Source organism: Streptomyces sp. NPDC031111, from assembly GCF_055570675.1.
This window is the reverse complement of record NZ_JBVIGS010000009.1, coordinates 114,476-134,481: the sequence shown is the minus strand read 5'-3', so window position 1 is coordinate 134,481 and position 20,006 is coordinate 114,476. Positions and strand designations below refer to the sequence as shown.

General features: G+C 72.4%; 20 protein-coding genes and 1 tRNA gene. 10 read left to right on the top strand and 11 right to left on the bottom strand.

Features of this window, described 5'->3' with window-relative positions:
- Nucleotides 1-92 precede the first annotated feature (92 nt).
- Entirely contained in the window at nucleotides 93-521 is a 429-nt protein-coding gene (gene arfB / locus ACZ470_RS20110; RefSeq protein ID WP_468428881.1) for an alternative ribosome rescue aminoacyl-tRNA hydrolase ArfB, read from the bottom strand.
- A 168-nt stretch (nucleotides 522-689) separates the two neighbouring features.
- Between arfB and ACZ470_RS20105 the strand changes: the two genes are divergently transcribed.
- Entirely contained in the window at nucleotides 690-1,265 is a 576-nt protein-coding gene (locus ACZ470_RS20105) for a TerD family protein (protein WP_030829245.1), read from the top strand.
- Between the two features lie 72 nt (nucleotides 1,266-1,337).
- On the opposite strand, the gene ACZ470_RS20100 is transcribed toward ACZ470_RS20105, so the two are convergent.
- Entirely contained in the window at nucleotides 1,338-2,753 is a 1,416-nt protein-coding gene (locus tag ACZ470_RS20100; RefSeq protein WP_468428880.1) for a M1 family metallopeptidase, read from the bottom strand.
- A gap of 50 nt (nucleotides 2,754-2,803) precedes the next feature.
- Between ACZ470_RS20100 and ACZ470_RS20095 the strand changes: the two genes are divergently transcribed.
- A complete protein-coding gene (locus ACZ470_RS20095; protein WP_468428878.1) occupies nucleotides 2,804-3,304 on the top strand; it encodes a hypothetical protein in 501 nt (166 codons plus the stop codon).
- Nucleotides 3,305-3,311: 7 nt separating this feature from the next.
- On the opposite strand, the gene ACZ470_RS20090 is transcribed toward ACZ470_RS20095, so the two are convergent.
- The gene (locus ACZ470_RS20090) at nucleotides 3,312-3,989 is read right to left on the bottom strand and encodes a pentapeptide repeat-containing protein (protein ID WP_468428876.1); all 678 of its coding nucleotides are present in this window, start codon (nucleotides 3,987-3,989) and stop codon (nucleotides 3,312-3,314) included.
- Between the two features lie 134 nt (nucleotides 3,990-4,123).
- Between ACZ470_RS20090 and ACZ470_RS20085 the strand changes: the two genes are divergently transcribed.
- The 3 genes from ACZ470_RS20085 (at nucleotide 4,124) to ACZ470_RS20075 (ending at nucleotide 7,284) form a co-directional block, all read left to right on the top strand.
- Complete coding sequence (locus ACZ470_RS20085; RefSeq protein ID WP_468428875.1) at nucleotides 4,124-5,284, top strand: FAD-dependent oxidoreductase; 1,161 nt, start codon at nucleotides 4,124-4,126, stop codon at nucleotides 5,282-5,284.
- Nucleotides 5,285-5,346: 62 nt separating this feature from the next.
- The gene (locus tag ACZ470_RS20080; protein ID WP_468428874.1) at nucleotides 5,347-6,321 is read left to right on the top strand and encodes a zinc-binding dehydrogenase; all 975 of its coding nucleotides are present in this window, start codon (nucleotides 5,347-5,349) and stop codon (nucleotides 6,319-6,321) included.
- 39 nt (nucleotides 6,322-6,360) lie between these two features.
- Nucleotides 6,361-7,284 carry an aminoglycoside phosphotransferase family protein gene (locus ACZ470_RS20075; protein WP_468428873.1) on the top strand — a complete coding sequence of 308 codons (924 nt, stop codon included), beginning with the start codon at nucleotides 6,361-6,363 and terminating at the stop codon, nucleotides 7,282-7,284.
- A gap of 40 nt (nucleotides 7,285-7,324) precedes the next feature.
- Here ACZ470_RS20075 and ACZ470_RS20070 read toward each other — a convergent pair.
- Both ACZ470_RS20070 and ACZ470_RS20065 read right to left on the bottom strand, forming a co-directional pair.
- A tRNA-Thr gene (locus tag ACZ470_RS20070) sits at nucleotides 7,325-7,398 on the bottom strand.
- 89 nt (nucleotides 7,399-7,487) lie between these two features.
- Nucleotides 7,488-7,898 (bottom strand): DUF3224 domain-containing protein, encoded by a 411-nt coding sequence (locus ACZ470_RS20065; protein WP_468428871.1) that lies wholly within the window; start codon nucleotides 7,896-7,898, stop codon nucleotides 7,488-7,490.
- A gap of 94 nt (nucleotides 7,899-7,992) precedes the next feature.
- Here ACZ470_RS20065 and ACZ470_RS20060 point away from each other — a divergent pair, with 94 nt between their 5' ends.
- From ACZ470_RS20060 to ACZ470_RS20045, 4 genes are all read left to right on the top strand, one after another.
- Nucleotides 7,993-8,964, top strand: a complete 972-nt coding sequence (locus ACZ470_RS20060; protein WP_468428869.1) for a helix-turn-helix transcriptional regulator — start codon at nucleotides 7,993-7,995, stop codon at nucleotides 8,962-8,964.
- 209 nt (nucleotides 8,965-9,173) lie between these two features.
- Nucleotides 9,174-10,262 carry an ABC transporter ATP-binding protein gene (locus ACZ470_RS20055; protein ID WP_468428868.1) on the top strand — a complete coding sequence of 363 codons (1,089 nt, stop codon included), beginning with the start codon at nucleotides 9,174-9,176 and terminating at the stop codon, nucleotides 10,260-10,262.
- Between the two features lie 184 nt (nucleotides 10,263-10,446).
- Nucleotides 10,447-10,902 (top strand): hypothetical protein, encoded by a 456-nt coding sequence (locus ACZ470_RS20050; protein WP_468428866.1) that lies wholly within the window; start codon nucleotides 10,447-10,449, stop codon nucleotides 10,900-10,902.
- A 315-nt stretch (nucleotides 10,903-11,217) separates the two neighbouring features.
- Nucleotides 11,218-11,949 (top strand): nucleotidyltransferase family protein, encoded by a 732-nt coding sequence (locus ACZ470_RS20045; protein ID WP_468428865.1) that lies wholly within the window; start codon nucleotides 11,218-11,220, stop codon nucleotides 11,947-11,949.
- A gap of 78 nt (nucleotides 11,950-12,027) precedes the next feature.
- Here ACZ470_RS20045 and ACZ470_RS20040 read toward each other — a convergent pair whose 3' ends face one another.
- From ACZ470_RS20040 to ACZ470_RS20015, 6 genes are all read right to left on the bottom strand, one after another.
- Nucleotides 12,028-13,659: a DoxX family protein gene (locus ACZ470_RS20040; protein ID WP_468428863.1), complete on the bottom strand. Its 1,632-nt coding sequence runs from the start codon at nucleotides 13,657-13,659 to the stop codon at nucleotides 12,028-12,030.
- Nucleotides 13,660-13,798: 139 nt separating this feature from the next.
- Nucleotides 13,799-14,740, bottom strand: coding sequence for a 23S rRNA (guanosine(2251)-2'-O)-methyltransferase RlmB (rlmB, locus tag ACZ470_RS20035; protein ID WP_468428862.1), 942 nt, complete (start codon nucleotides 14,738-14,740; stop codon nucleotides 13,799-13,801).
- A gap of 189 nt (nucleotides 14,741-14,929) precedes the next feature.
- Nucleotides 14,930-16,330 carry a cysteine--tRNA ligase gene (gene cysS, locus ACZ470_RS20030; RefSeq protein ID WP_468428860.1) on the bottom strand — a complete coding sequence of 467 codons (1,401 nt, stop codon included), beginning with the start codon at nucleotides 16,328-16,330 and terminating at the stop codon, nucleotides 14,930-14,932.
- Nucleotides 16,331-16,474: 144 nt separating this feature from the next.
- Nucleotides 16,475-16,969 carry a 2-C-methyl-D-erythritol 2,4-cyclodiphosphate synthase gene (gene ispF, locus ACZ470_RS20025; RefSeq protein ID WP_468428859.1) on the bottom strand — a complete coding sequence of 165 codons (495 nt, stop codon included), beginning with the start codon at nucleotides 16,967-16,969 and terminating at the stop codon, nucleotides 16,475-16,477.
- Nucleotides 16,959-17,732, bottom strand: coding sequence for a 2-C-methyl-D-erythritol 4-phosphate cytidylyltransferase (ispD, locus tag ACZ470_RS20020; protein ID WP_468428857.1), 774 nt, complete (start codon nucleotides 17,730-17,732; stop codon nucleotides 16,959-16,961). The genes ispF and ispD overlap by 11 nt, the downstream gene beginning before the upstream one ends.
- Before the next feature lie 340 nt (nucleotides 17,733-18,072).
- Nucleotides 18,073-18,555, bottom strand: coding sequence for a CarD family transcriptional regulator (locus tag ACZ470_RS20015; protein ID WP_003953493.1), 483 nt, complete (start codon nucleotides 18,553-18,555; stop codon nucleotides 18,073-18,075).
- Between the two features lie 608 nt (nucleotides 18,556-19,163).
- On the opposite strand from ACZ470_RS20015, the gene ACZ470_RS20010 reads away from it, so the two are divergent.
- Nucleotides 19,164-19,862, top strand: a complete 699-nt coding sequence (locus ACZ470_RS20010) for a copper chaperone PCu(A)C domain-containing protein (RefSeq protein ID WP_468428856.1) — start codon at nucleotides 19,164-19,166, stop codon at nucleotides 19,860-19,862.
- The last annotated feature ends 144 nt before the right edge of the window (nucleotides 19,863-20,006 follow it).

Below are 20,006 nucleotides of genomic sequence, written 5' to 3'. Positions count from 1 at the left end.
CAGGGGCGCGGGGAACTGCGCGACCAGCCACAACCGAACCCGCAGGGTCACTCATGCCGGGGACCGGGGCCACGCCCAGGGGAACCGGGGGGTCACCCCCAGTCCCGCGCGGAGCGCCCCCGCTTCGTCTCGGACCGCTGCTTCTTCTCCCGCAACCGCCGCTCATTGATCCCCCGCGGAATCCGCGTCGCCCGCCGCGGCTTCGGCGGCGGCGCCGTCGCCTCCGCGAGCAGCGCCGCCAGCCGCACCGCCGCCGCCTCGCGGTTGCGCCACTGCGAGCGGTGCTCGGAGGCGCGAACGGTGACGACCCCACCGGTCAGCCGAGAGGCCAGCCGCTGAAGCGCCCGCTCCTTCCACACCTCGGGCAGCGCCTCGGTGCGGGCCAGGTCGAAGCGCAGTTCCACCTGGGAGTCGCTGGTGTTCACATGCTGCCCGCCCGGCCCGGACGACCGCGAGAAACGCCACATGAGCTCGGCCTCGGGCAGGGAGACGGAGCCGCGGATGGGATAGGGACCGGACATGTCCTACAGGTTCCCGCGTCCGACCGGGCCACGTCACCCGAATATCCCGGATCCCGGGACACGGGTAAAGAAAGTAAAGAGACCTGGAACCTCTCGTACCCCTCTCCGCGTTCAATGGGGTAGCTGTAGCTTCTAGCCGTACGTAAACGAGGGAAGGGACTCCCAACAATGGCTGTAAGCCTGTCCAAGGGTGGCAACGTCTCGCTCACCAAGGAGGCTCCGGGCCTGACCGCCGTCACCGTGGGCCTCGGCTGGGACGTCCGCACCACCACCGGCACGGACTTCGACCTCGACGCGTCGGCGATCGCGGTCAACACGCAGGGCAAGGTCTACTCGGACGCGCACTTCGTGTTCTTCAACAACAAGCAGACCCCGGACAACACCATCGTCCACACGGGTGACAACCGCACGGGTGAGGGCGCCGGCGACGACGAGGCGATCAACGTCAACCTGGCCGCGCTCCCGGCCGACATCGACAAGATCGTCTTCCCGGTGTCGATCTACGACGCCGAGAACCGCAGCCAGAACTTCGGCCAGGTGCGCAACGCCTACATCCGCATCGTCAACCAGGCCGGCGGCGCCGAGATCGCCCGCTACGACCTGTCGGAGGACGCCGCCACCGAGACCGCCATGGTCTTCGGCGAGCTGTACCGCAACGGCGCGGAGTGGAAGTTCCGCGCGGTCGGCCAGGGCTACGCCTCGGGCCTCGTGGGCATCGCCCAGGACTTCGGCGTGAACGTCTGACGGACGCCCCGCTCGACACGGCGGAGCCCCCGGCCCGGCGGAAGCCGTCCGGCCGGGGGCTCCGGCGCGAGTTCAGGGCCGCTCCGGGCGGCCCGCCCCGTACAGCCAGTCCTCCCAGACCTCGTCGAAGTCCTTCCCGGGGGCCGACCTCTCGACGTACGCCGTGAAGTCGGCGGTGTCCGCGTGGCCGTGGCGGTGCCGCTCGGCCCAGCCCCGGAGCAGGGCCCGGAAGGCGTCGTCGCCGACCGTCTGCCGGATCTTGTGCAGGACCATCGCGCCGCGCCAGTAGACGGGGGTGGCGGAGATGTGCGCCGCGTCCGGCGGCTCGGCGGGCGGGAAGGACCAGAGCGCCTCGTTGGTCCCCGCGTCCGGGAAGTACCCGCCGGCGTACAGCGTGTCGAAGGTCCGCTGCGCGGTGTCGCCGCCGTGGTCCTCCTGCCACAGCCACTCCGCGTACGTCGCGAAGCCCTCGTTGAGCCACATGTCCCGCCAGGTCCGCGGTGTGACGGAGTTGCCGTACCACTGGTGGGCGATCTCGTGGACCAGCAGCCCGATGCCGGGGGCACCGGGGAAGACGGGCCGGTTCTGGGTCTCCAGGGCGTATCCGGCGTCCTCGGGGCGCTCCACGATCGCGCCGGCGGAGGAGAAGGGGTAGGGGCCGAAGATCCGCTCCGCCCACGCCACGACCTCGGGAATCCGCTCCAGCGTCGCCCGGCTCGCCTCCTCCTGCCGCGGATCGACGGCCGTGTGCACGGGCAGCCCGTCGGCGGTCGTGGTGCGGCGGACGTCGTACCTGCCGACGGCCACCGTCGCGAGGTGGCTCGCCATCGGCTCGCCGGTCCGCCAGCGGTACGTCGTACGGCTCCCCTCGCGCTCCTCACCGGCCGGCTCCCCGTTGGACACCGCCCGCAGCCCCTTCGGCACGGTCACCGCGACGGTGTACGTGGCCTTGTCCGAGGGGTGGTGGTTGCCCGGGAACCACGCCATCGACCCCACCGGCTCCCCCAGCGCCAGCGCCCCGTCGGCGGTACGCAGCCAGCCCTCCTCGGACCCGTCCGGGTCGGTGAGGGTCACCGGGGCGCCCGAGTAGCGCACGGTCACCCGGAAGGTGCCGTCCAGTGCCTCGCGCGGGCGGACGGTCAGCTCCTGCCCGGCCCGGCTCCAGCGGGCGGCCACCCCGTCGACGGTGACCTTCTCGACGTCGAGGCCCGAGAGGTCGAGGTTCAGCGCGGAGAGGCGGCCCCCGGTCGCCCGGGCGGTGATCGTCGCGGTGCCGGTGAGGTGGTGGGCGCCGGGGTCGTAGGCGAGGTCGAGGGCGTAGTGACTCACGTCGTAGCCGCCGTTGCCGGACTTCGGGAAGTACGGGTCACCCACGCCGGCGGTGCCGGGGGAGGCCCCGGGCGCGCCACCGCAGCCGGTCACCGACACCGCGAGCAGAGCGGCGGCGACGCGGCGGGAGCCGCGGGAGTGAGGGCGGTGGGAGCTCACTCCCGGATCCTATGAGGGCCGTCGTACCACGTCGTGACACCATCACCCACGTGCTCGACATCGGCTACGCCCTCTCCAACCGCTTCCCCGACCCCCCGCAGACCGACTACCGCCGCGCGGACGTCCACGCCCTGCGGCACGACCTGTTCTGCGGGGACGTCTACCTCGCCGACACCGAGTCGGACCGCGAGCTGTCCACAGCCTGGGGATGGGTGCCGGTGCTCGACTTCGCGTGGGCCCTGTGCGACATCGTGGAGCGGGTCGACCGGGACCCGGCCGGCTCCCGCGCCTCCCGGCCCCAGCACGCGGAGCTGGACTTCACCGAGTCCACCGACCGCCTGCTGTTCGAGCGCCGCTTCGGCTGGGTGGACATCGAGGCGGAATGGCTGCCGGCGTCCGAGCCCCCGCTGACCTTCTCCCACACCGAACTCCGCCGCGAGGCCCGCGACTTCCTCCACGACCTCCTCGCCGACCTCACCGACCTCCACGAGGACCTCGCCGAGAACCCGGCCATCTGGACCCTCCAGGCCCGCTACCCCCGGGTGAAGTGACCCGCCCTCACCCCTCCACCCTGATCCCCAGCTCCGCCGCCAGCGCCGGTGCCAGGTCCAGCAGTTGGGCCGTGCTGATCACCGCCCCCGACAGCCGGTCCACCCCCCTCGCGATCTCCAGTGACGCGGCGCCCCGCAGGTCCACGTCCTTCAGCGTGGCCCCCGAGAGGTCCGCGGCCTTCAGGGCGCAGTCCACGAACTCCACGCGCTCCAGCCGGGCCCCGCCGAAGTCCGGCTCGACCAGCACGCAGCCCTCGAAGACCACGTCCTTGAGCCGGGCCGAGCGCAGGTTCAGGAAGTCGATCTTCCCGCCCCGGATCAGCACCCGCTCCAGCCCCGCCCCGTGCAGCTGCGTCCCGCCGAGTCGCGCGTCGGTCAGCTCGACGTCCCGCAGCGTCGCCTCCGCGAGGTCCGTGCCCACACCCCGGACACCGGCGAGCGCCGAGTCCAGCAGCCGCGCCCGGGACAGTCGCGCCTCGTCCAGCGCGCACCCCGTCAGCGCGCAGTCCATGAAGCGCGCCCCCGAGCCGTCCTGCCCGGCGAGGTCCGTCTCCCGGAACTCCAGCCCGTCGTAGTCCCCGTCCGGCTCCAGCTCACCCCCCTCGAACCGCTCCAGCACCGGCAGCCGCAACTCCGGGCGCCGCGCCCCCTTCACTCCCGCACCGCCGACCGCTCTCCTCGCCATGACCCCATGCTGCACCCGACCACTGACAATCGCGCCGACCTGCGACAACGGCCCGCATGTCACATTCCGGCGGCCTCCCTCCGTCGTATACGCAAAGCCGGAAGGCGACCCCGAACCAAGGGAGACCCCCAGCCATGCATCGCATCACCGTCATCGGCGGCGGCTTCGCCGGACTCACCGCGGCCATCACCGCCGCGGAGGCGGGCGCCAAGGTCACCGTCCACGAGGCGCACCACACCCTGGGCGGCCGCGCCCGCACCGCCGAGGGCCCCTACCGGACCAACGAGGGACCGCACGCCCTCTACAACGGCGGCCCGCACTGGACCTGGCTCCGGCAGCGCGGCCTCATCGGACCGCTCGCCCCGCTGCCGCCCCTGGAGGCGGCCCGGCTCCGCCTGCGCCACCGGGGCGCGCTGCGCCGCACCCCGCCCTTCGCGATGCTGAAGCTGCTGCGCCGCGGCGTCGCACAGGCCCCCGTCGACACCGACTTCCTCACCTGGGCCACCGGCGTCGCCGGCGAGGAGGGCGCGCGGGCCGCCGCCCACTACGCGGCGGTCGCGCTGTTCCACCACGACCCGGGCTCCCTGTCCGCCGCGTTCGTGCAGGAACGCCTGCGCCGCGCCACCAAGCTGCCCCCGGAGGCGCACTACCCGCGCGGCGGCTGGGGCGGGCTGATCGACCGGATGGCGGCCCGCGCGTGGAACCTGGGCGTGCGGATGGAGACGCTGTCCCGCGTCGACACCGTGCCCACCGACACCCCCGTCGTCGTCGCCACCTCGCTCGACTCCGCCCGCCGTCTCCTCGGCGACCCCTCGCTGACCTGGCCGAGCGGCCGTACCGTCCTGGTCGACCTCGCCGTGCGCTCCCGGCGCGGTGACGCGTTCGCCGTGTCCGACCTGGACGCGCCGGGCTGGCTGGAACGGTTCACCGCCCAGGACCGCACCCTCGCCCCGGCCGGCGAGCAGCTGATCCAGGGTCAGATCCCCATCTCCCCGCGCGAGTCCAAGGCGGACGGCGCCGCCCGCGCGGAGGAGCTGCTGGACCTGGGCTTCGAGGGCTGGCGGGAGCGGGTCACCTGGCGGCGGGACGCGGTGGCGAACGGCCGTACCGGCGCCGTCGACCTGCCCGGCACCAGCTGGCGCGACCGGCCCGCCGTCGACCGCGGGGACGGCGTCTACCTCGCCGGTGACCAGGTCGCCGCGCCGGGCGTGCTCTCGGAGGTCTCGTTCAACAGCGCCCTGACGGCCGTCTCCCTCGCCCTCGGCCGGCAGGCACTTGACCTCAAGCATGCTTGAGGTAGCAGCGTGGGAGCCGTAGCGGCACCACCCCGCGACCCGTCCCACTGGGGGGAACTCCTATGCATGCCATCCGTCTGCACGCCTTCGGCCCGGCCGAGAACCTCACCTACGAGGAGGTCGAGGATCCGCGGCCGGGCCCGGGCCAGGTCCGGGTCGCCGTCCGCGCGGCCGGTGTCCACCTCCTGGACACGGCCCTGCGGGAGGGCAGGCGCGGCCCCGGCCCGGCCCCGGCCGCACTGCCCACCATCCCGGGCCGCGAGGTCGCCGGAGTCGTCGACGCGCTGGGCGAGGGCGCCCCCGAGGACCTGCTCGGCCGGCGCGTCGTCGCGCACCTCGGCTTCGTCCCCGGCGGCTACGCCGAACTGGCCGTCACCGACGCCGACCGGCTGCACGAGATCCCGGAGCGCCTGGACTTCGCCGGGGCCGTCGCCATGATCGGCACGGGCCGCACGGCGATGGGCATCGTGCAGTTCGCCGAACCGGGCCCCGGCGACGTGGTCCTCGTCCCGGCCGCGGCGGGCGGCCTCGGCACCCTCCTCGTCCAGTACGCCAAGAACGCCGGCGCCACCGTCATCGGCCTGGCCGGCGGCCCCGCGAAGACGGCCCTGGTGGAGGCCAACGGCGCCGACCTCGCCGTCGACTACACGGACCCGGACTGGCCCGAACGGCTCGACGCCCACCGGGGCAAGGTCACCGTCGTCTACGACGGCGTGGGCGGGGACACCGCCCGCGCGGCGGTCGCCCTGCTCGCCCCCGACGGCCGCCACGTCGTCTTCGGCTGGTCCTCCCAGGGCCTCGACAGCGACAGCCCCTACGTCGTCGAGGGCGTCTCCCTCAACGTCCTCGGCCCCGAGATGATGCGCCGGGCCGGCGGCCCCAACCCCGTCCGCACCCTCGAACTGCGCGCCCTCACCGAGGCCGGCGAGGGCAGGCTCACCCCCGCCGTGCACCGCTTCCCGCTCGCCGAGGCCGCCGCCGCCCACCGGGCCCTGGAGAACAGGGGCACGACCGGAAAGGTCGTCCTGGAGCCGTAGGAGGGCCGTGGGGCGCCATGGGGGCGCCGTACAAACCACATGACCGGGCTTCCGTACGCCGCTACCGTGCGAGAAGTGATCGACGTCCCCGAAGAACTCGCCGCTGCCCAGGAGATGTACAACAAGGAGGCGGGCCGGGCGTTCATCGCCGCCCTGCCGGGCCTGGCCGCCGCCTTCCTGGACCGCTGGGAGCTGCGCATCACCGGCGCGCCCATGCACGGCGTCAGCGCCCTGGTCCTCCCGGTCGACCGCGCGGACGGCACACCGGCGGTGCTGAAGCTCCAGATCCGCGACCACGAGAGCGAGGGCGAGCCGGTCGCCCTGCGCCTGTGGAACGGCGACGGGGCGGTCCGCCTGCTGGACCACGACGAGCCCACCGGCACCATGCTCCTGGAACGCCTCGACGCCGGCCGGATGCTCTCGCACCAGCGGGACACCCACGAGGCCGTCCTGGTCATCGCCCGCCTGCTCGCCCACCTCCACACCACCCCGGCCCCCGAGGGCATGCGCCGCCTCGGCGACATCGCCGGGGCCATGCTGGAGCGGACCCCCGCCGCGCTGGACCGCGTCCCGGACCCGGCCGCCCGCCGCCTCCTCGCCGACTGCGCGGCCGCCGTACGGGAGGTCGCCGGCGAGCCCGGCGACCGCCTGCTCCACTGGGACCTGCACTTCGACAACGTCCTCGCCGCGGACCGCGCCCCCTGGCTCGCCATCGACCCCAAGCCCCTCGCCGGGGACCCCGGCTTCGACCTCTGGCCCGCCCTGAACAACCGCTTCGACGCCGACGACATCCTCTGGCGCTTCGACGCCATGACCGACGTCCTCGGCCTGGACCGCGCGCGGGCACGCGCGTGGACGTACGGCCGGCTGCTCCAGAACAGCCTCTGGGAGATCGAGGACGGCCGCCCCCTGGACGGGACGGACCTGGAGATCACCCGCCGCCTGCGCGGTCGTACGGCATGAAAAACCCAGGTCAGATTGGGCCTGACCTGGGATTTCGCTGAGCCCCCTGTCGGATTCGAACCGACGACCTACGCATTACAAGTGCGTTGCTCTGGCCAGCTGAGCTAAGGAGGCGCCGCGCGGCGCGCGCGAAGGCTGGTCCACTGTACACAGAGCCGGTTTCGCCGAGCCACGCACTTACGGGGACCGGGGTCCCCGCCCGGTCACTCCAGGCCGTACTCAAAGGTGTACGCCACCTTCGTCTCCCCGTGCCGGTAGGTGAACCCGCCCGTGCCGCGCAGTCCCGTCAGCTCCTCGGTGCCCGAGCCCTCGACGACCTCGAAGGAGCAGTGGACGGTGCCGTCGGGCTCGAAGCGGCCGCGCTCCTCCAGGACGAAGGTGCCCGCGCGGCCGTCGACCCGGCCGGTGACGAGCTCCATGCCCGCGAAGGTGCCGGTCGTCCCGGCCAGGTAGGCGATCGCGTAGTCGCAGGTCGTGGACTCGGCCTCGATGCCGCCCGAGAAGGCGTTGGTGACCGTGGCGTGCGCCAGCCGGGGGAGGCCGCCCTCGTCGGTGACGGCGCTCTCCTTCCAGTCGGCGAAGGTGAAGTGGCCGGTGGTCCGGGTGGTGGGCATGGGAGTTCCCTTCCGAGGCGAACTGGTGGCGTGCCGCCGACTCTTCCGCCCGTACCTGACATCCTCTGTCAGGTACGGGGCGAGAATGGACCCCATGCGCGCCGACCGGCTTCTCTCCCTGCTCCTGCTGCTCCAGAACCGCGGCCGGATGACCGCCCCCGAGCTGGCGGCCGAGCTGGAGGTGTCGGTCCGTACCGTCTACCGGGACATCGAGGCGCTCGGCGCCTCCGGGGTGCCGGTGCGGGCCGAGCGCGGGCCGGAGGGCGGCTACCGCCTGATGGAGGGCTACCGCACCCGGCTGACCGGACTGACGGACGCGGAGGCCGGCTCGCTGGTGCTGGCGGGGCTGCCGGGACCGGCCAGGGACCTGGGGCTGGGCGCCGTACTGGCGAGCGCCCAGCTGAAGATGGAGGCCGCCCTGCCGGGCGAACTCGCCGGCCAGGCACGGCGGGTGCGCGAACGGTTCCACCTGGACGCGCCCGCCTGGTTCCGGGACGCCGACCCCGTGCCCCATCTGGAGACCGTCGCGCGGGCGGTGTGGGAACGGCGCGTGCTGCGCACCCACTACCGGCGCTGGCGCGGAGACGTCCACCGGGAGGTGCGTCCGCTGGGGCTCGTGCTGAAGGGCGGCATCTGGTACCTGGTCGCGCTGGCGGAGGACTCGGTGCGCACCTACCGGGTGTCCCGCTTCCAGGCGGTCACGGAGACGGGCGAGGAGTTCACCCCGCCCGCGGGCTTCGACCTGGCCGCGTACTGGACGGAGTCCTCCCGGCGGATGGAGGCGGCGGTGCGGCAGGGCACGGCCCGGCTGCGGCTGTCACCGCGCGGACAGAAGCTGCTGCCGATGCAGTTCGGGGCGGCGGGGGCGCGGGCGCTCGCGGAGGCGGGGCCGGCGGACGGGCGGGGCTGGGTGGAGGTGGAGCTGGCCGTCGAGTCGGAGGCGGTCGCGACCGGTGATCTGCTGCGGCTGGGCGTCGAGGCGGAGGTGCTCGGACCCGCGGGGCTGCGGGAGGCGGTCGCCACGGCGGTGGCGGTGCTGGCCGACCGGTACGCGGCGGGCCGTTGACGTCGTACGCAACAGAACCGTCATCGCGACGGTCGAAAGTTTCCGCGAAATTCACAGCCCTGGAACTACTGACAACCAGGTGAACGCCAGGTACCGTCCTGTGCCAGTTCACCCATGTGGACCACACCACAACGGAACACCCGTCGTGGCATCACCTTCCTACTCGGATCGTCCGGCACGTTCCTGCCGGTAGAAGGGGACCATTCACCATGGCCACTGTCACGTTCGACAAGGCGACCCGGGTCTACCCCGGCTCCACCAAGCCCGCCGTCGACGGCCTCGACATCGAGATCGCGGACGGCGAATTCCTCGTCCTCGTCGGCCCGTCCGGCTGCGGCAAGTCCACCTCGCTCCGCATGCTCGCGGGGCTCGAGGACGTCAACGGCGGAGCCATCCGCATCGGCGACCGCGACGTCACCCACCTGCCGCCGAAGGACCGGGACATCGCCATGGTGTTCCAGAACTACGCGCTCTACCCGCACATGACGGTCGCCGACAACATGGGCTTCGCGCTCAAGATCGCCGGCGTCAACAAGGCGGAGATCCGGCAGAAGGTCGAGGAGGCCGCGAAGATCCTCGACCTCACCGAGTACCTGGACCGCAAGCCGAAGGCGCTCTCCGGCGGTCAGCGCCAGCGTGTCGCCATGGGCCGCGCCATCGTGCGTGAGCCGCAGGTGTTCCTCATGGACGAGCCGCTGTCCAACCTGGACGCCAAGCTCCGTGTGTCCACCCGTACGCAGATCGCGTCGCTCCAGCGCCGTCTGGGCATCACCACCGTCTACGTCACCCACGACCAGGTCGAGGCCCTCACCATGGGCGACCGGGTCGCGGTCCTCAAGGACGGTCTGCTCCAGCAGGTCGACACCCCGCGCAACATGTACGACAAGCCCGCCAACCTCTTCGTCGCCGGCTTCATCGGCTCCCCGGCCATGAACCTGGTCGAGGTCGCCGTCGCCGACGGCGGCGTGAAGTTCGGCAACTCGGTGGTGCCGGTTCAGCGTGACGCGCTCTCCGCGACCAGCGACAAGACCGTCACCGTGGGCGTCCGCCCCGAGCACTTCGACGTGGCCGGCCCCGAATCCGACCAGGGCGTCGCCGTCACCGTCAACGTCGTCGAGGAGCTGGGCTCCGACGCGTACGTCTACGGCACCGCGCAGGTCGGCGGCGAGTCCAAGGACCTCGTCGTCCGCGTCGGCGGCCGTGACGTCCCGGAGAAGGGCAGCCAGCTGCACGTCGTGCCGCGTTCGGGCGAGACCCACGTGTTCTCGACGTCGACCGGTGCGCGCCTGTCCGACTGACCGTCGTTCTCAGAAGGGCCCCGCGGAGCAACCGCGGGGCCCTTCGCGTTGTCGACAAATACCCCGGCACAACGGTCATTTCGAGCCGTGTACGTCAACACGCGGCCCGGAGTCGAGGGTTCCGGGTCCCCCGTAACGGTGACGGAATGTTGTCTTGTCGCTACCTGACGCTACCCTCACACGCGTGAAGCACTCCACTAACCGTCAGACGCGTCGCGGCCGGGGCCCCGCCCGCCGGATCGGCCGCTCCCTCGCCTTCGTCCTGCCTGTCGTCCTGGTGCTCTCCGGGACACTCGCGGTCGCACGGGTCAACTGGTCGGGGACCCCCTCGAGCCCCGTGCTCACAGCCGCGGACACCGCCTCCTCCGGCGCCTCCTCGCGGGGCGGCGCGCGGGCGCCGCACGAGGTGCTGCGGGACTCGCTGCTGGTGGAACTCCAGGAGGAGGACCCGGGCGTCGCCCTCACCCACCTCCAGCAGGCCGTGAACGACCGCCCGTCGCTGGCGAAGCACTGCGCGTCCATCGCCCGCGCCCTCGGCAAGGCCGCGGTCCGCGTCTACGGCCCCACCAAGGCCCAGTCCTACGCCCGCCCGGTCTGCGACACCTCCTTCGCCTCCGGCATCATCACGGCCCCCCGCTAACCACCGCCCCCGCGGGCACCCCCGCCGCCCCTGCGTCACTGCCGGGCACCCCCGCCGCGCCCCTGCGTCACTGCGGGCAGTCGTGCCGCGCCCCTGCATCACTGCGGGCACCCCCGCCGCGCCCCTGCATCACTGCGGGCAGTCGTGCCGCTGGGGCGGCACGGGTGGGCGCAGCGGCACCCCGCAAGCGCCGGGCTGCGCAACCCACCCCCCGGCCCACAACAGCGCACGGCACCGCGCAACCGCCCCGCGCCGGCAGCCCTCGCATCCGCGACAGGAAAAAAGCCGGCGCCCCGCGCCACGTAAAGTGCGGACATGACCGATCCGCGCGCCGCATCCCGCCCCGTGCAAGCCGTCGTCCTGGCCGGCGGCCAGGGCTCCCGGCTCCGTCCGTACACCGACGACCGGCCCAAGCCGATGGTCGAGATCCCCGGCACGGGAACCCCGATCATCGGCCACCAGCTCGCCTGGCTCGCCGACGAGGGCGTGACGGACGTCGTGGTCTCCTGCGGCCACCTCGCCGACGTACTCCAGAACTGGCTGGACACGGCAGACCTGCCCGTCTCCGTCACCACCGTCGTCGAGACGGAACCCCTCGGCCGCGGCGGCGGCCTCAAGTACGCCGCCGCTCACCTCCCGCACCCGGACCAGCCCTGGTACGCCACCAACGGCGACATCTGGACCCGTTTCTCGCTGCGCGACATGGCCGACTTCCACGCCGAACGGGATGCCGTCGCGACCCTCGCCCTGGCCCGCCCCCGCATCCCGTGGGGCGCCGTGCGCACGGACGGCTTCGGCCACATCACCGACTTCATCGAGGCCCCGCCGTCGACCGTCGAGATCAACGCGGGTGTGTACGTCTTCTCCGCCGAGTTCGCCGGCCTGCTCCCGGAGCGCGGCGACCACGAACGCACCACGTTCCCGCATCTCGCGCGTGAGCGACGGCTCGCCGGGTTCCCCATCCCGCAGGGCTCCTACTGGCGGGCGATCGACACCGCGAAGGACCTGACGGAGGCGGCGAAGGAGCTGGCGGCCCAAGGCCGTTGACCCGACGCGCCCCGGACGCGCGAGTGGGGCCCCGCATGGACCACGTGCGGGGCCCCACTGTCGTACTCGGCCGTTCCGCTACCCCAGGAGACCGCCCACCAGGCCGGGCCTCCCGGAGGAGCCATCGCTCCCCCCGCTCGGAGTGCCGCCGCCGCTACCGCCGGAGGTCGGTCCGGAGCTGGTGCTCGGCGCCTGACCGGCCGGGGAGGACTGCTGGGGCGGGGCCTGACCGGCGCTGCCCTGGGTCTGGCTGGGCGCCCCGGTGGCCGCGCCGGCGCCCTGGGTCGCCCCGGGGGTGGTGGCGTCGGCGGACGGGCTCGCCGTGCCCGAAGTCGCGCCCTGGGTGGGCGAGGTGGACGCGGACGGGGTCCGCTTCTCCTTACGGCGCTCACCGGACTCCTCCGGCAGCGGCGAACCGGGCAGCTCGTTGCGCGGGGCCTCGCCGGGCCCCGGCACGACCACACGGTCGGCGTCCCGGACCGCGCCGCCGAGCAGCGAGCCGACGAGCATGCTCAGCCCGCACACCACGAACGTGACGAGCGCGCCGCGCCGCAGGACGTAACGGCGCAGCTCCCAGATGTCGGCGCGGGGACCGAGCCGCCGCCAGGCCCGGCCCGCGAGGCCGCCGTCGACGGAGTAGACGGGCGCGCCCGCGATGATCAGCGGCGACCAGGCGGCGAGGTAGATGATGTCGGGCGTCTCGTAGGCGGGGACGCTCTTCCAGCTCACGGTGACCAGCAGCGCCGCCGAGAGCGCCGCCCCGGCGACGGCGGCCATGCGCTGCCAGCAGCCGAGGACGGTCAGGACACCGACGACGATCTGGGCGAAGGCGATGACCAGTCCGGAGCCGATGGGGTGCTCCAGCGCGAACTGGCGCAGCGGCTCGGCGACTTCCCAGGGGTGCAGGGTGTGCAGCCACTTGACCATGGAGCCGCGCTCGCCGCCCTCGAAGTAGAGCGGGTCGCACAGCTTGCTCATTCCGGCGTAGACGGAGATGCCGCCGAGGAAGACGCGCAGGGGGAGCAGGACGACACCGAGGTTCATCCGGCGGCCGGGGTAGTAGGCGTGCCGGGCCGGGTCGTCGCCGTGCCGTCGGCCGCGCCGGCCGGTGTCCTGGTAGTCGTCCTCGAACTCGTCGTCGTACGCGGGTCCGTCGTGACCGGGGTAGCCGGGTTCGTCGTAGGCGCTGCCGACCGGGCGCATCGGGGGCAGCAGGGGGCCGTCGGCCGGGCCGCGCTGGGCGCCGACGAACGGGGTCTCGAGGGTCTGGGTGGCCGGGCCGTCGTCGTGGGCGTACCCGGCGCCGGTGCGCGGGATGACCTGGGTGGCCCCGGCGTCGGTGAGCGGCTCGTCGGCGTGACGGACGCCTTCGTGCCGCACGGCCTGGAGCAGGCGGTGGGCGCCGGTGTCGTCGGGCGCCGACCGGCCGCTCCAGACGACGGGCCGGCGCCGCCCGGCCTGGCCGGGCGTGCCCACGGTGGTGACGACGGGAATGCGGGCGGTGTCCTCGGCGGCACTCATGTGCCGTGCGATCCGCGGCGATGAGGCGCGCCGCGCCGAGACGCCCAGCTGCACGCGGAAGCTGGCGTGATTGACGATGACCTGCGCCGGATCGCTCGGCACCTTCACCATGCTCAGCGCGGGAGCGTCGTCGAGTCCCGACGAGCGGTCCCCCGTGGGTGTGCGGGGTGTTCTGGTGTCCACACTCATCTAACCGAGTGACATGGCGTTAGGACACTGCCTTGACCCGCCGGGAGTGTCCGGACCGCGTCAAGCTTGTCCCCACCGCCCGGAACCCCCCATGTGGGCGACAGGTCCGAACGTCCGTTCAGACCGGTCGCCCGCGGGATCACACCCGGCGGCGCGCCGCCTCGTACAGCACGATCCCCGCCGCCACACCGGCGTTCAGCGACTCCGCGCCGCCCGGCATCGGGATCCGCACCCGGACGTCGCACGTCTCGCCGACCAGCCGGGACAGTCCCTTGCCCTCGCTGCCGACGACGATGACGACCGGCCCGTCCAGCGCGTCCAGCGCGCCGAGCTCGGCCTCGCCGTCGGCGGCCAGACCGACGACCGTGATCCCGGCCTTCTTGTACGCCTCCAGCGCCCGCGTCAGATTGGTGGCGCGGGCGACGGGCGTACGCGCGGCCGTACCGGCGGACGTCTTCCAGGCACCGGCGGTCATCCCGGCGGCGCGCCGCTCGGGCACGACGACGCCGTGGCCGCCGAACGCGGACACGGACCGGACGACGGCGCCGAGGTTGCGCGGGTCGGTGACCCCGTCGAGGGCCACGATCAGCGGGTCCTGCCCCTCGTCGTGGGCACCCGCGACCAGGTCCTCGGGGTGCGCGTACTCGTACGGCGGGACCTGGAGCACCAGGCCCTGGTGGTTCAGGCCGTTGGTCATGCGGTCGAGCTCGGGGCGCGGTGCCTCCATGAGGTTGATGCCGCCGCGCTCGGCCGCGAGCTGGAGCGCCTCGCGCACCCGCTCGTCGTTGTCGATGAACTGCTGGACGTACAGCGTCGACGCGGGCACGCCCTCGCGCAGCGCCTCGACGACCGGGTTGCGGCCGACGACGAGCTCGGAGGCCGAGCGGCCCCCGCCGCGCCGCTGCGGGGTGCGGCCCTGGGCGCGGCGCGCCTTCGCCTGGGCGGCGCGCTGCTTGGCGTGCCCCTTGCGCATCTCGGCGGGCGGCGTCGGCCCCTTGCCTTCCAGGCCCCGGCGCCGCTGGCCGCCGCTGCCGACCTGCGCGCCCTTCTTGCCGGACATGCGGCGGTTGTTCGCGGCCATGAGGTATCCGTCTCCGTGAAGTCGTTGGTGGTGCGTCTGTGCGTACGTCTGTGAACTGTGCCCATGTGCACTGTGCCTATGGGCACTGTGCCTATGTGCGCCGTGCCTATGAAGTGTGCCGCCCGGAGGCCCGGACGGCACAGTCGATCTTCAGGCGCCGAGGTCGGGGCCCCTCGGGGACCTGGCTCCTCAGCGCGGGCCGAGGCTCCAGCGCGGCCCCTGGGGGCTGTCCTCGATGACCAGTCCGGACTGGTTGAGCTGGTCGCGGATGGCGTCGGCGGTGGGCCAGTCCTTGCGGGCGCGGGCGGCCTCGCGCTGGTCGAGGACCATGCGGACGAGGGTGTCGACCACACCGTGGAGGTCCTCGCCGCGGTCGGTCTCGCCGGCCCAGTGCGGGTCCAGCGGGTCGAGGCCGAGCACGCCGAGCATCGCGCGGACCTCGGCGAGCCGGGCGACGGCCTCTTCCTTGTCGTCGGCGGCCAGCGCGCTGTTGCCCTGCCGGACCGTGGTGTGCACGACGGCGAGCGCCTGCGGGACGCCCAGGTCGTCGTCCATCGCCTCGGCGAACGCCGGCGGCACCTCGGCGGCGGGCTCGACGACGCCCCCCGCCTTCTCCACCACGCGCTGCACGAAGCCCTCGATCCGGGCGAACGCGGACTCGGCCTCGCGCAGGGCCTCCTCGCTGTACTCGATCATCGACCGGTAGTGCGGGGTGCCGAGGTAGTAGCGCAGCACGATGGGCCGCCAGCGCTTGACCATCTCGGAGACCAGGACGCTGTTGCCGAGCGACTTCGACATCTTCTCGCCGCTCATGGTGACCCAGGCGTTGTGCACCCAGTACCGGGCGAACTCGTCGCCGTAGGCCTTGGCCTGGGCGATCTCGTTCTCGTGGTGCGGGAAGATCAGGTCGAGGCCGCCGCCGTGGATGTCGAAGGCGCTGCCGAGGTACTTGTGCGCCATCGCCGAGCACTCGAGGTGCCAGCCGGGGCGCCCGCGGCCCCACGGCGTCTCCCAGCTCGGCTCGCCCGGCTTGGCCGCCTTCCACATCGCGAAGTCGCGCGGGTCCCGCTTGCCGGTCTCGCCCTCGCCGGACGGCTGGAGCAGGTTGTCCAGCTCCTGGTTGGACAGCTTCAGGTACTCCGGGAACGAGGTGACGGCGAAGTACACGTTGCCGTCGGCCTCGTAGGCGTGCCCGCGCTCGATGAGGCCGCGCATCATCTCGACCATCTCGGTGATGTGGCCGGTGGCGCGCGGCTCGTAGGTGGGCGGCAGGCAGCCGAGGGCCTGGTAGCCGTCGGTGAAGGCGCGCTCGTTCTCGTAGCCGATGGACCACCAGGGGCGGCCCTGCTCGGCGGACTTGGCGATGATCTTGTCGTCGATGTCGGTGACGTTGCGGATGAACGTCACCTCCAGGCCGCGGTACTCGAACCAGCGGCGCATGATGTCGAAGTTCAGGCCCGAGCGGATGTGCCCGATGTGGGGTGCCGCCTGCACGGTGGCACCACACAGGTAGATCGAGACGTGACCCGGCTGGAGCGGGGTGAAGTCACGGATCTGCCGGGCGCTGGTGTCGTACAGGCGAATAGTCACGAGACCAGGGTAGTGGGCGCGGGGAGGTGCGCGGTGCGCCTCGCTGTTTCGACGTCGTTTGTCACGTGCGGGCCGGTGGGGGTTGATCGCGCCCCGCGGCGGAGCCGCATATCGGTACAGCCCCGCGCCCCTGGGGAGGGACAGTCATCCTTCTTTTATGACCAGGGCTGTTGCCACTGCCATGAGGCCCTCTTCCCTGCCTGGGAAACCCAATCCATCGGTTGTGGCGCCCGACACCGAGACCGGGGCGCCCGCTGCCTCGGAGAGGAGTTTCTGCGCTTCCTCCCTGCGCTTGCCGATCTTCGGGCGGGGGCCGACCACCTGGACGGCGATGTTGCCGATGCGGAAGCCGGCCTCCGTGACGATGCGCGCGGCCTCCGTCAGGAGGGTCACGCCCGACGCGCCGGACCACTCGGGGCGGCCGGTGCCGAAGTGCTGACCGAGGTCACCGAGGCCGGCGGCGGAGAAGAGGGCGTTGCAGGCGGCGTGGGCGACGACGTCCGCGTCGGAGTGTCCCGCGAGGCCGGGGCCCTCCCCCTCCCACTTCAGGCCGGCGCACCACAGCTCCCGGCCGTCCTCGAAGGCGTGGATGTCGGTACCGATGCCGACCCGGGGCAGGGGGTACGGGTCAGAAGCCATCGTTCAGCCTCCTGCGGGCCAGTACCGCCTCGGCGAGGACCAGGTCGAGCGGGCGGGTGACCTTGAAGGCCTCCTCGTGTCCGGGCACGGTGACGACGGTCCGGCCGAGCTGTTCGACCATGCTCGCGTCGTCGGTGACGTCGTCCCGCACCGTCTCGTGCGCGTGGACCAGGGTGGCCCGGTCGAAGCCCTGCGGGGTCTGCACCGCCCGCAGCAGCGACCGGTCGGGGGTGGCGACGACGGGCTCCGGCTCCCCCGGGCCGGCCGGCTCGACCTGCTTGACGGTGTCGGCGAGCGGCAGCGCGGGCACGACGGCGGGCGCTCCGTCGCGTACGGCCTCGATGACCGCGTCGACCGTGTCGACGGGGACGAGCGGGCGGGCCGCGTCGTGCACCAGGACGATGTCGTAGCCGGGCGGCAGCGCGTCCAGGCCGAGCTTCACGGACTCCTGGCGGGTCTCACCGCCGGGCACCACGAGGAAGTCGGTGCGGTCGGGCAGCGCGTGCGCGTCGAGGAGGGACTTGACCTCGGCGGCGCCGTCGGGCGGGGCCACGACGACGACCAGGGAGACGGCACGGGAATCGGCCATCGCGCGGACGGCGTGGATGAGCATGGGCGTGCCGCCCAGCGCGCGGAGCGCCTTGGGAGCGCCCGGTCCGAGGCGTACACCCCGGCCGGCGGCCGGGATCACGGCCGCCGTACGGGCGGTGGTGCGGCCGGATGCGGGGTTCGGCGTCGGCGGGGGAAGCGGATCGTCAGACATCGGTTCCTGTCAGGTTTGTGTGCTCGGCCTACGTGGGTATGGCCTGGGCGTACCCCCTGCTCCCGGAGCGGGGGGAGTGCCGGGCGTTCCGCCTTGACCAGCCCCTTCCGTGATGCTGGTCGGGATCGACCGCCCGGGCCCGGCACGCCAGGGGTGGGGACGTGAGTGATGACACATTCCCCGGTGTGACGCAAGTGCAGCGTACGAAAGGTGTGCGGGTACGAACATGCCGCAGCGCCCGGCGACGTCCATGACGTCATCGGGCACCGCGGCATTTCGATGTGCTGAGTAGGAGTTCTCGAACCGTCGAGTTCTCCAGCCCTCGAGACCCCGGGAGGCCTCAGGAGGCGAGAACCTCGTCGAGCAGGGCCTCGGCCTTGTCCTCGTTTGTGTTCTCCGCGAGGGCGAGCTCGCTGACCAGAATCTGGCGCGCCTTGGCGAGCATGCGCTTCTCACCGGCGGAGAGTCCGCGCTCACGCTCACGACGCCACAGGTCACGCACGACTTCCGCGACCTTGATGACATCGCCCGAGGCGAGCTTCTCCAGGTTTGCCTTGTAACGACGGGACCAGTTCGTGGGCTCCTCGGCATACGGAGCGCGCAGCACCTCGAAGACCCGGTCCAGCCCGTCCTGACCGACCACATCACGCACGCCGACGAACTCCGCATTGTCCGCTGGCACACGTACCGTCAGGTCACCCTGGGCGACCTTCAGCACCAAGTAGGTCTTGTCCACGCCTTTGATCTGGCGAGTTTCGATTGCCTCGATCAGCGCGGCCCCGTGATGGGGATAGACCACGGTGTCGCCAACCTTGAACGTCATGTGACAGGTACCCCTTCCGTGGCTATCCAGGGTAACACGGATACGGCGTCTTCTGAATGGCGTTTTCGCAGGTCAGGGCCATTCTCGGGGCTTGACAACAGCAACAGGAACGTGCTTCGGACGCCTAGCGGAAGCAGGTATTCGCAGGTCGGAGCGGCTCTCCGGGGCGAGTGAAACGCGCACGTTACACGCATCCGGGGCCCCGCACGAACGGTCGAACATTCCCATATGTCCGGTTCCAAGTGCTCGAGTTCCGCTACTCCGTTCGGTGAGCCGAGCCGGGTTCCGGTCGAATCCGGAATTGATCACACGATGTGAGGATGAGCGGCCGGTGATCAATTCCCGACCCCTCCGCTCATTCCTTCACGAGAAATGCGCGATCACTAAGGGAATGGGTCCGGAGTACGACGCCTATGGGGCAGAAGTGACTGGTGAGTCAGGTGTGACTCGGGAGGTCCCGCACGCCTTCCTGGGGGAACCCCGGACGTCTGGGGGAGGGTCGGGTGCGGCGGCGCGGGAACGGCTCGGTAGCCTAAGGCCGCTGACAGACACTTAAGGCGGCTTTACCCGGGTCGCCCCAACGCTCGAGTCAAGGAGTTGCCGCCGCCGTGAGCAGCAGCCTTCGACGCGGCGCCCTCGCCGCCGCCGCCATCGCGTTCTCGATCGCCTCGCTCTCCGCGTGCGCGGCCGGCCACAACGCCCAGACCCTGGAGATCCAGCCGGACAACGCGGCGACGACCGTCGGCGACATCAAGATCCAGAACGCCACGATCATCACCCAGCCCGACCTGGAGTCGACGGGACCGGCGGTCGTCTCCGCCACGCTGTTCAACGAGGGCAGGACCGACCAGACGCTGGAGTCGGTCACCGTCCCCGGCACCGGCAAGACCGCCGAGCTGACCCCCGCCGAGGGCGGCAGCCTCACCATCCCGGCCGGCGGCCGGCTGATCCTCGGCGGCGAGGGCAACGCGGCCGCCGTGCTGCCCAGCAGCCGTGAGGCCGTCCGGGACGGCAACGCGCAGAAGGTCACCTTCACCTTCAGCGAGACCGGTGACGTGAGCCTGCGCGCGTTCGTCTTCCCGGCCGAGCACTTCTTCGAGGAGTGGGGCCCGAGCGACGTCCCGGCCGCGCCGGGCGCCGAGACGGAGCCGTCGGCGGAATCCTCCGACGAGCCGGCCACCGAGAACACGGACGAGGCCACGGGCGCCCCGGAGGGCACCGAGACCGACGCCTCCACGGAGACGGACGCCCCGTCGGACACCACCCCGACCGACGCAGCCTCCGCAAGCGCGACGACCGGCCACTGAGGCCATGGGAAAAGGGCGGGACCCCTCTACGGGGCCCCGCCCTTCGCCTTATCCGCAGGCAGCCGTCTGCCGCTCTCCGCGGGCAGTCGTGCCTCCCCCAGTGCCTGAAGGGCCTGGGAGGTGCCCCCAGGGCGGCACGGGTGG

Coding starts and splice junctions, on each gene's coding strand:
- arfB (WP_468428881.1), bottom strand. CDS start 521: ATGTCCGGTCCCTATCCCATCCGCGGCTCCGTCTCCCTGCCCGAGGCC.
- ACZ470_RS20105 (WP_030829245.1), top strand. CDS start 690: ATGGCTGTAAGCCTGTCCAAGGGTGGCAACGTCTCGCTCACCAAGGAG.
- ACZ470_RS20090 (WP_468428876.1), bottom strand. CDS start 3,989: ATGGCGAGGAGAGCGGTCGGCGGTGCGGGAGTGAAGGGGGCGCGGCGC.
- ACZ470_RS20085 (WP_468428875.1), top strand. CDS start 4,124: ATGCATCGCATCACCGTCATCGGCGGCGGCTTCGCCGGACTCACCGCG.
- ACZ470_RS20080 (WP_468428874.1), top strand. CDS start 5,347: ATGCATGCCATCCGTCTGCACGCCTTCGGCCCGGCCGAGAACCTCACC.
- ACZ470_RS20075 (WP_468428873.1), top strand. CDS start 6,361: ATGACCGGGCTTCCGTACGCCGCTACCGTGCGAGAAGTGATCGACGTC.
- ACZ470_RS20065 (WP_468428871.1), bottom strand. CDS start 7,898: ATGCCCACCACCCGGACCACCGGCCACTTCACCTTCGCCGACTGGAAG.
- ACZ470_RS20060 (WP_468428869.1), top strand. CDS start 7,993: ATGCGCGCCGACCGGCTTCTCTCCCTGCTCCTGCTGCTCCAGAACCGC.
- ACZ470_RS20055 (WP_468428868.1), top strand. CDS start 9,174: ATGGCCACTGTCACGTTCGACAAGGCGACCCGGGTCTACCCCGGCTCC.
- ACZ470_RS20045 (WP_468428865.1), top strand. CDS start 11,218: ATGACCGATCCGCGCGCCGCATCCCGCCCCGTGCAAGCCGTCGTCCTG.
- ACZ470_RS20040 (WP_468428863.1), bottom strand. CDS start 13,659: ATGAGTGTGGACACCAGAACACCCCGCACACCCACGGGGGACCGCTCG.
- rlmB (WP_468428862.1), bottom strand. CDS start 14,740: ATGGCCGCGAACAACCGCCGCATGTCCGGCAAGAAGGGCGCGCAGGTC.
- ispF (WP_468428859.1), bottom strand. CDS start 16,969: ATGGCTTCTGACCCGTACCCCCTGCCCCGGGTCGGCATCGGTACCGAC.
- ispD (WP_468428857.1), bottom strand. CDS start 17,732: ATGTCTGACGATCCGCTTCCCCCGCCGACGCCGAACCCCGCATCCGGC.
- ACZ470_RS20015 (WP_003953493.1), bottom strand. CDS start 18,555: ATGACGTTCAAGGTTGGCGACACCGTGGTCTATCCCCATCACGGGGCC.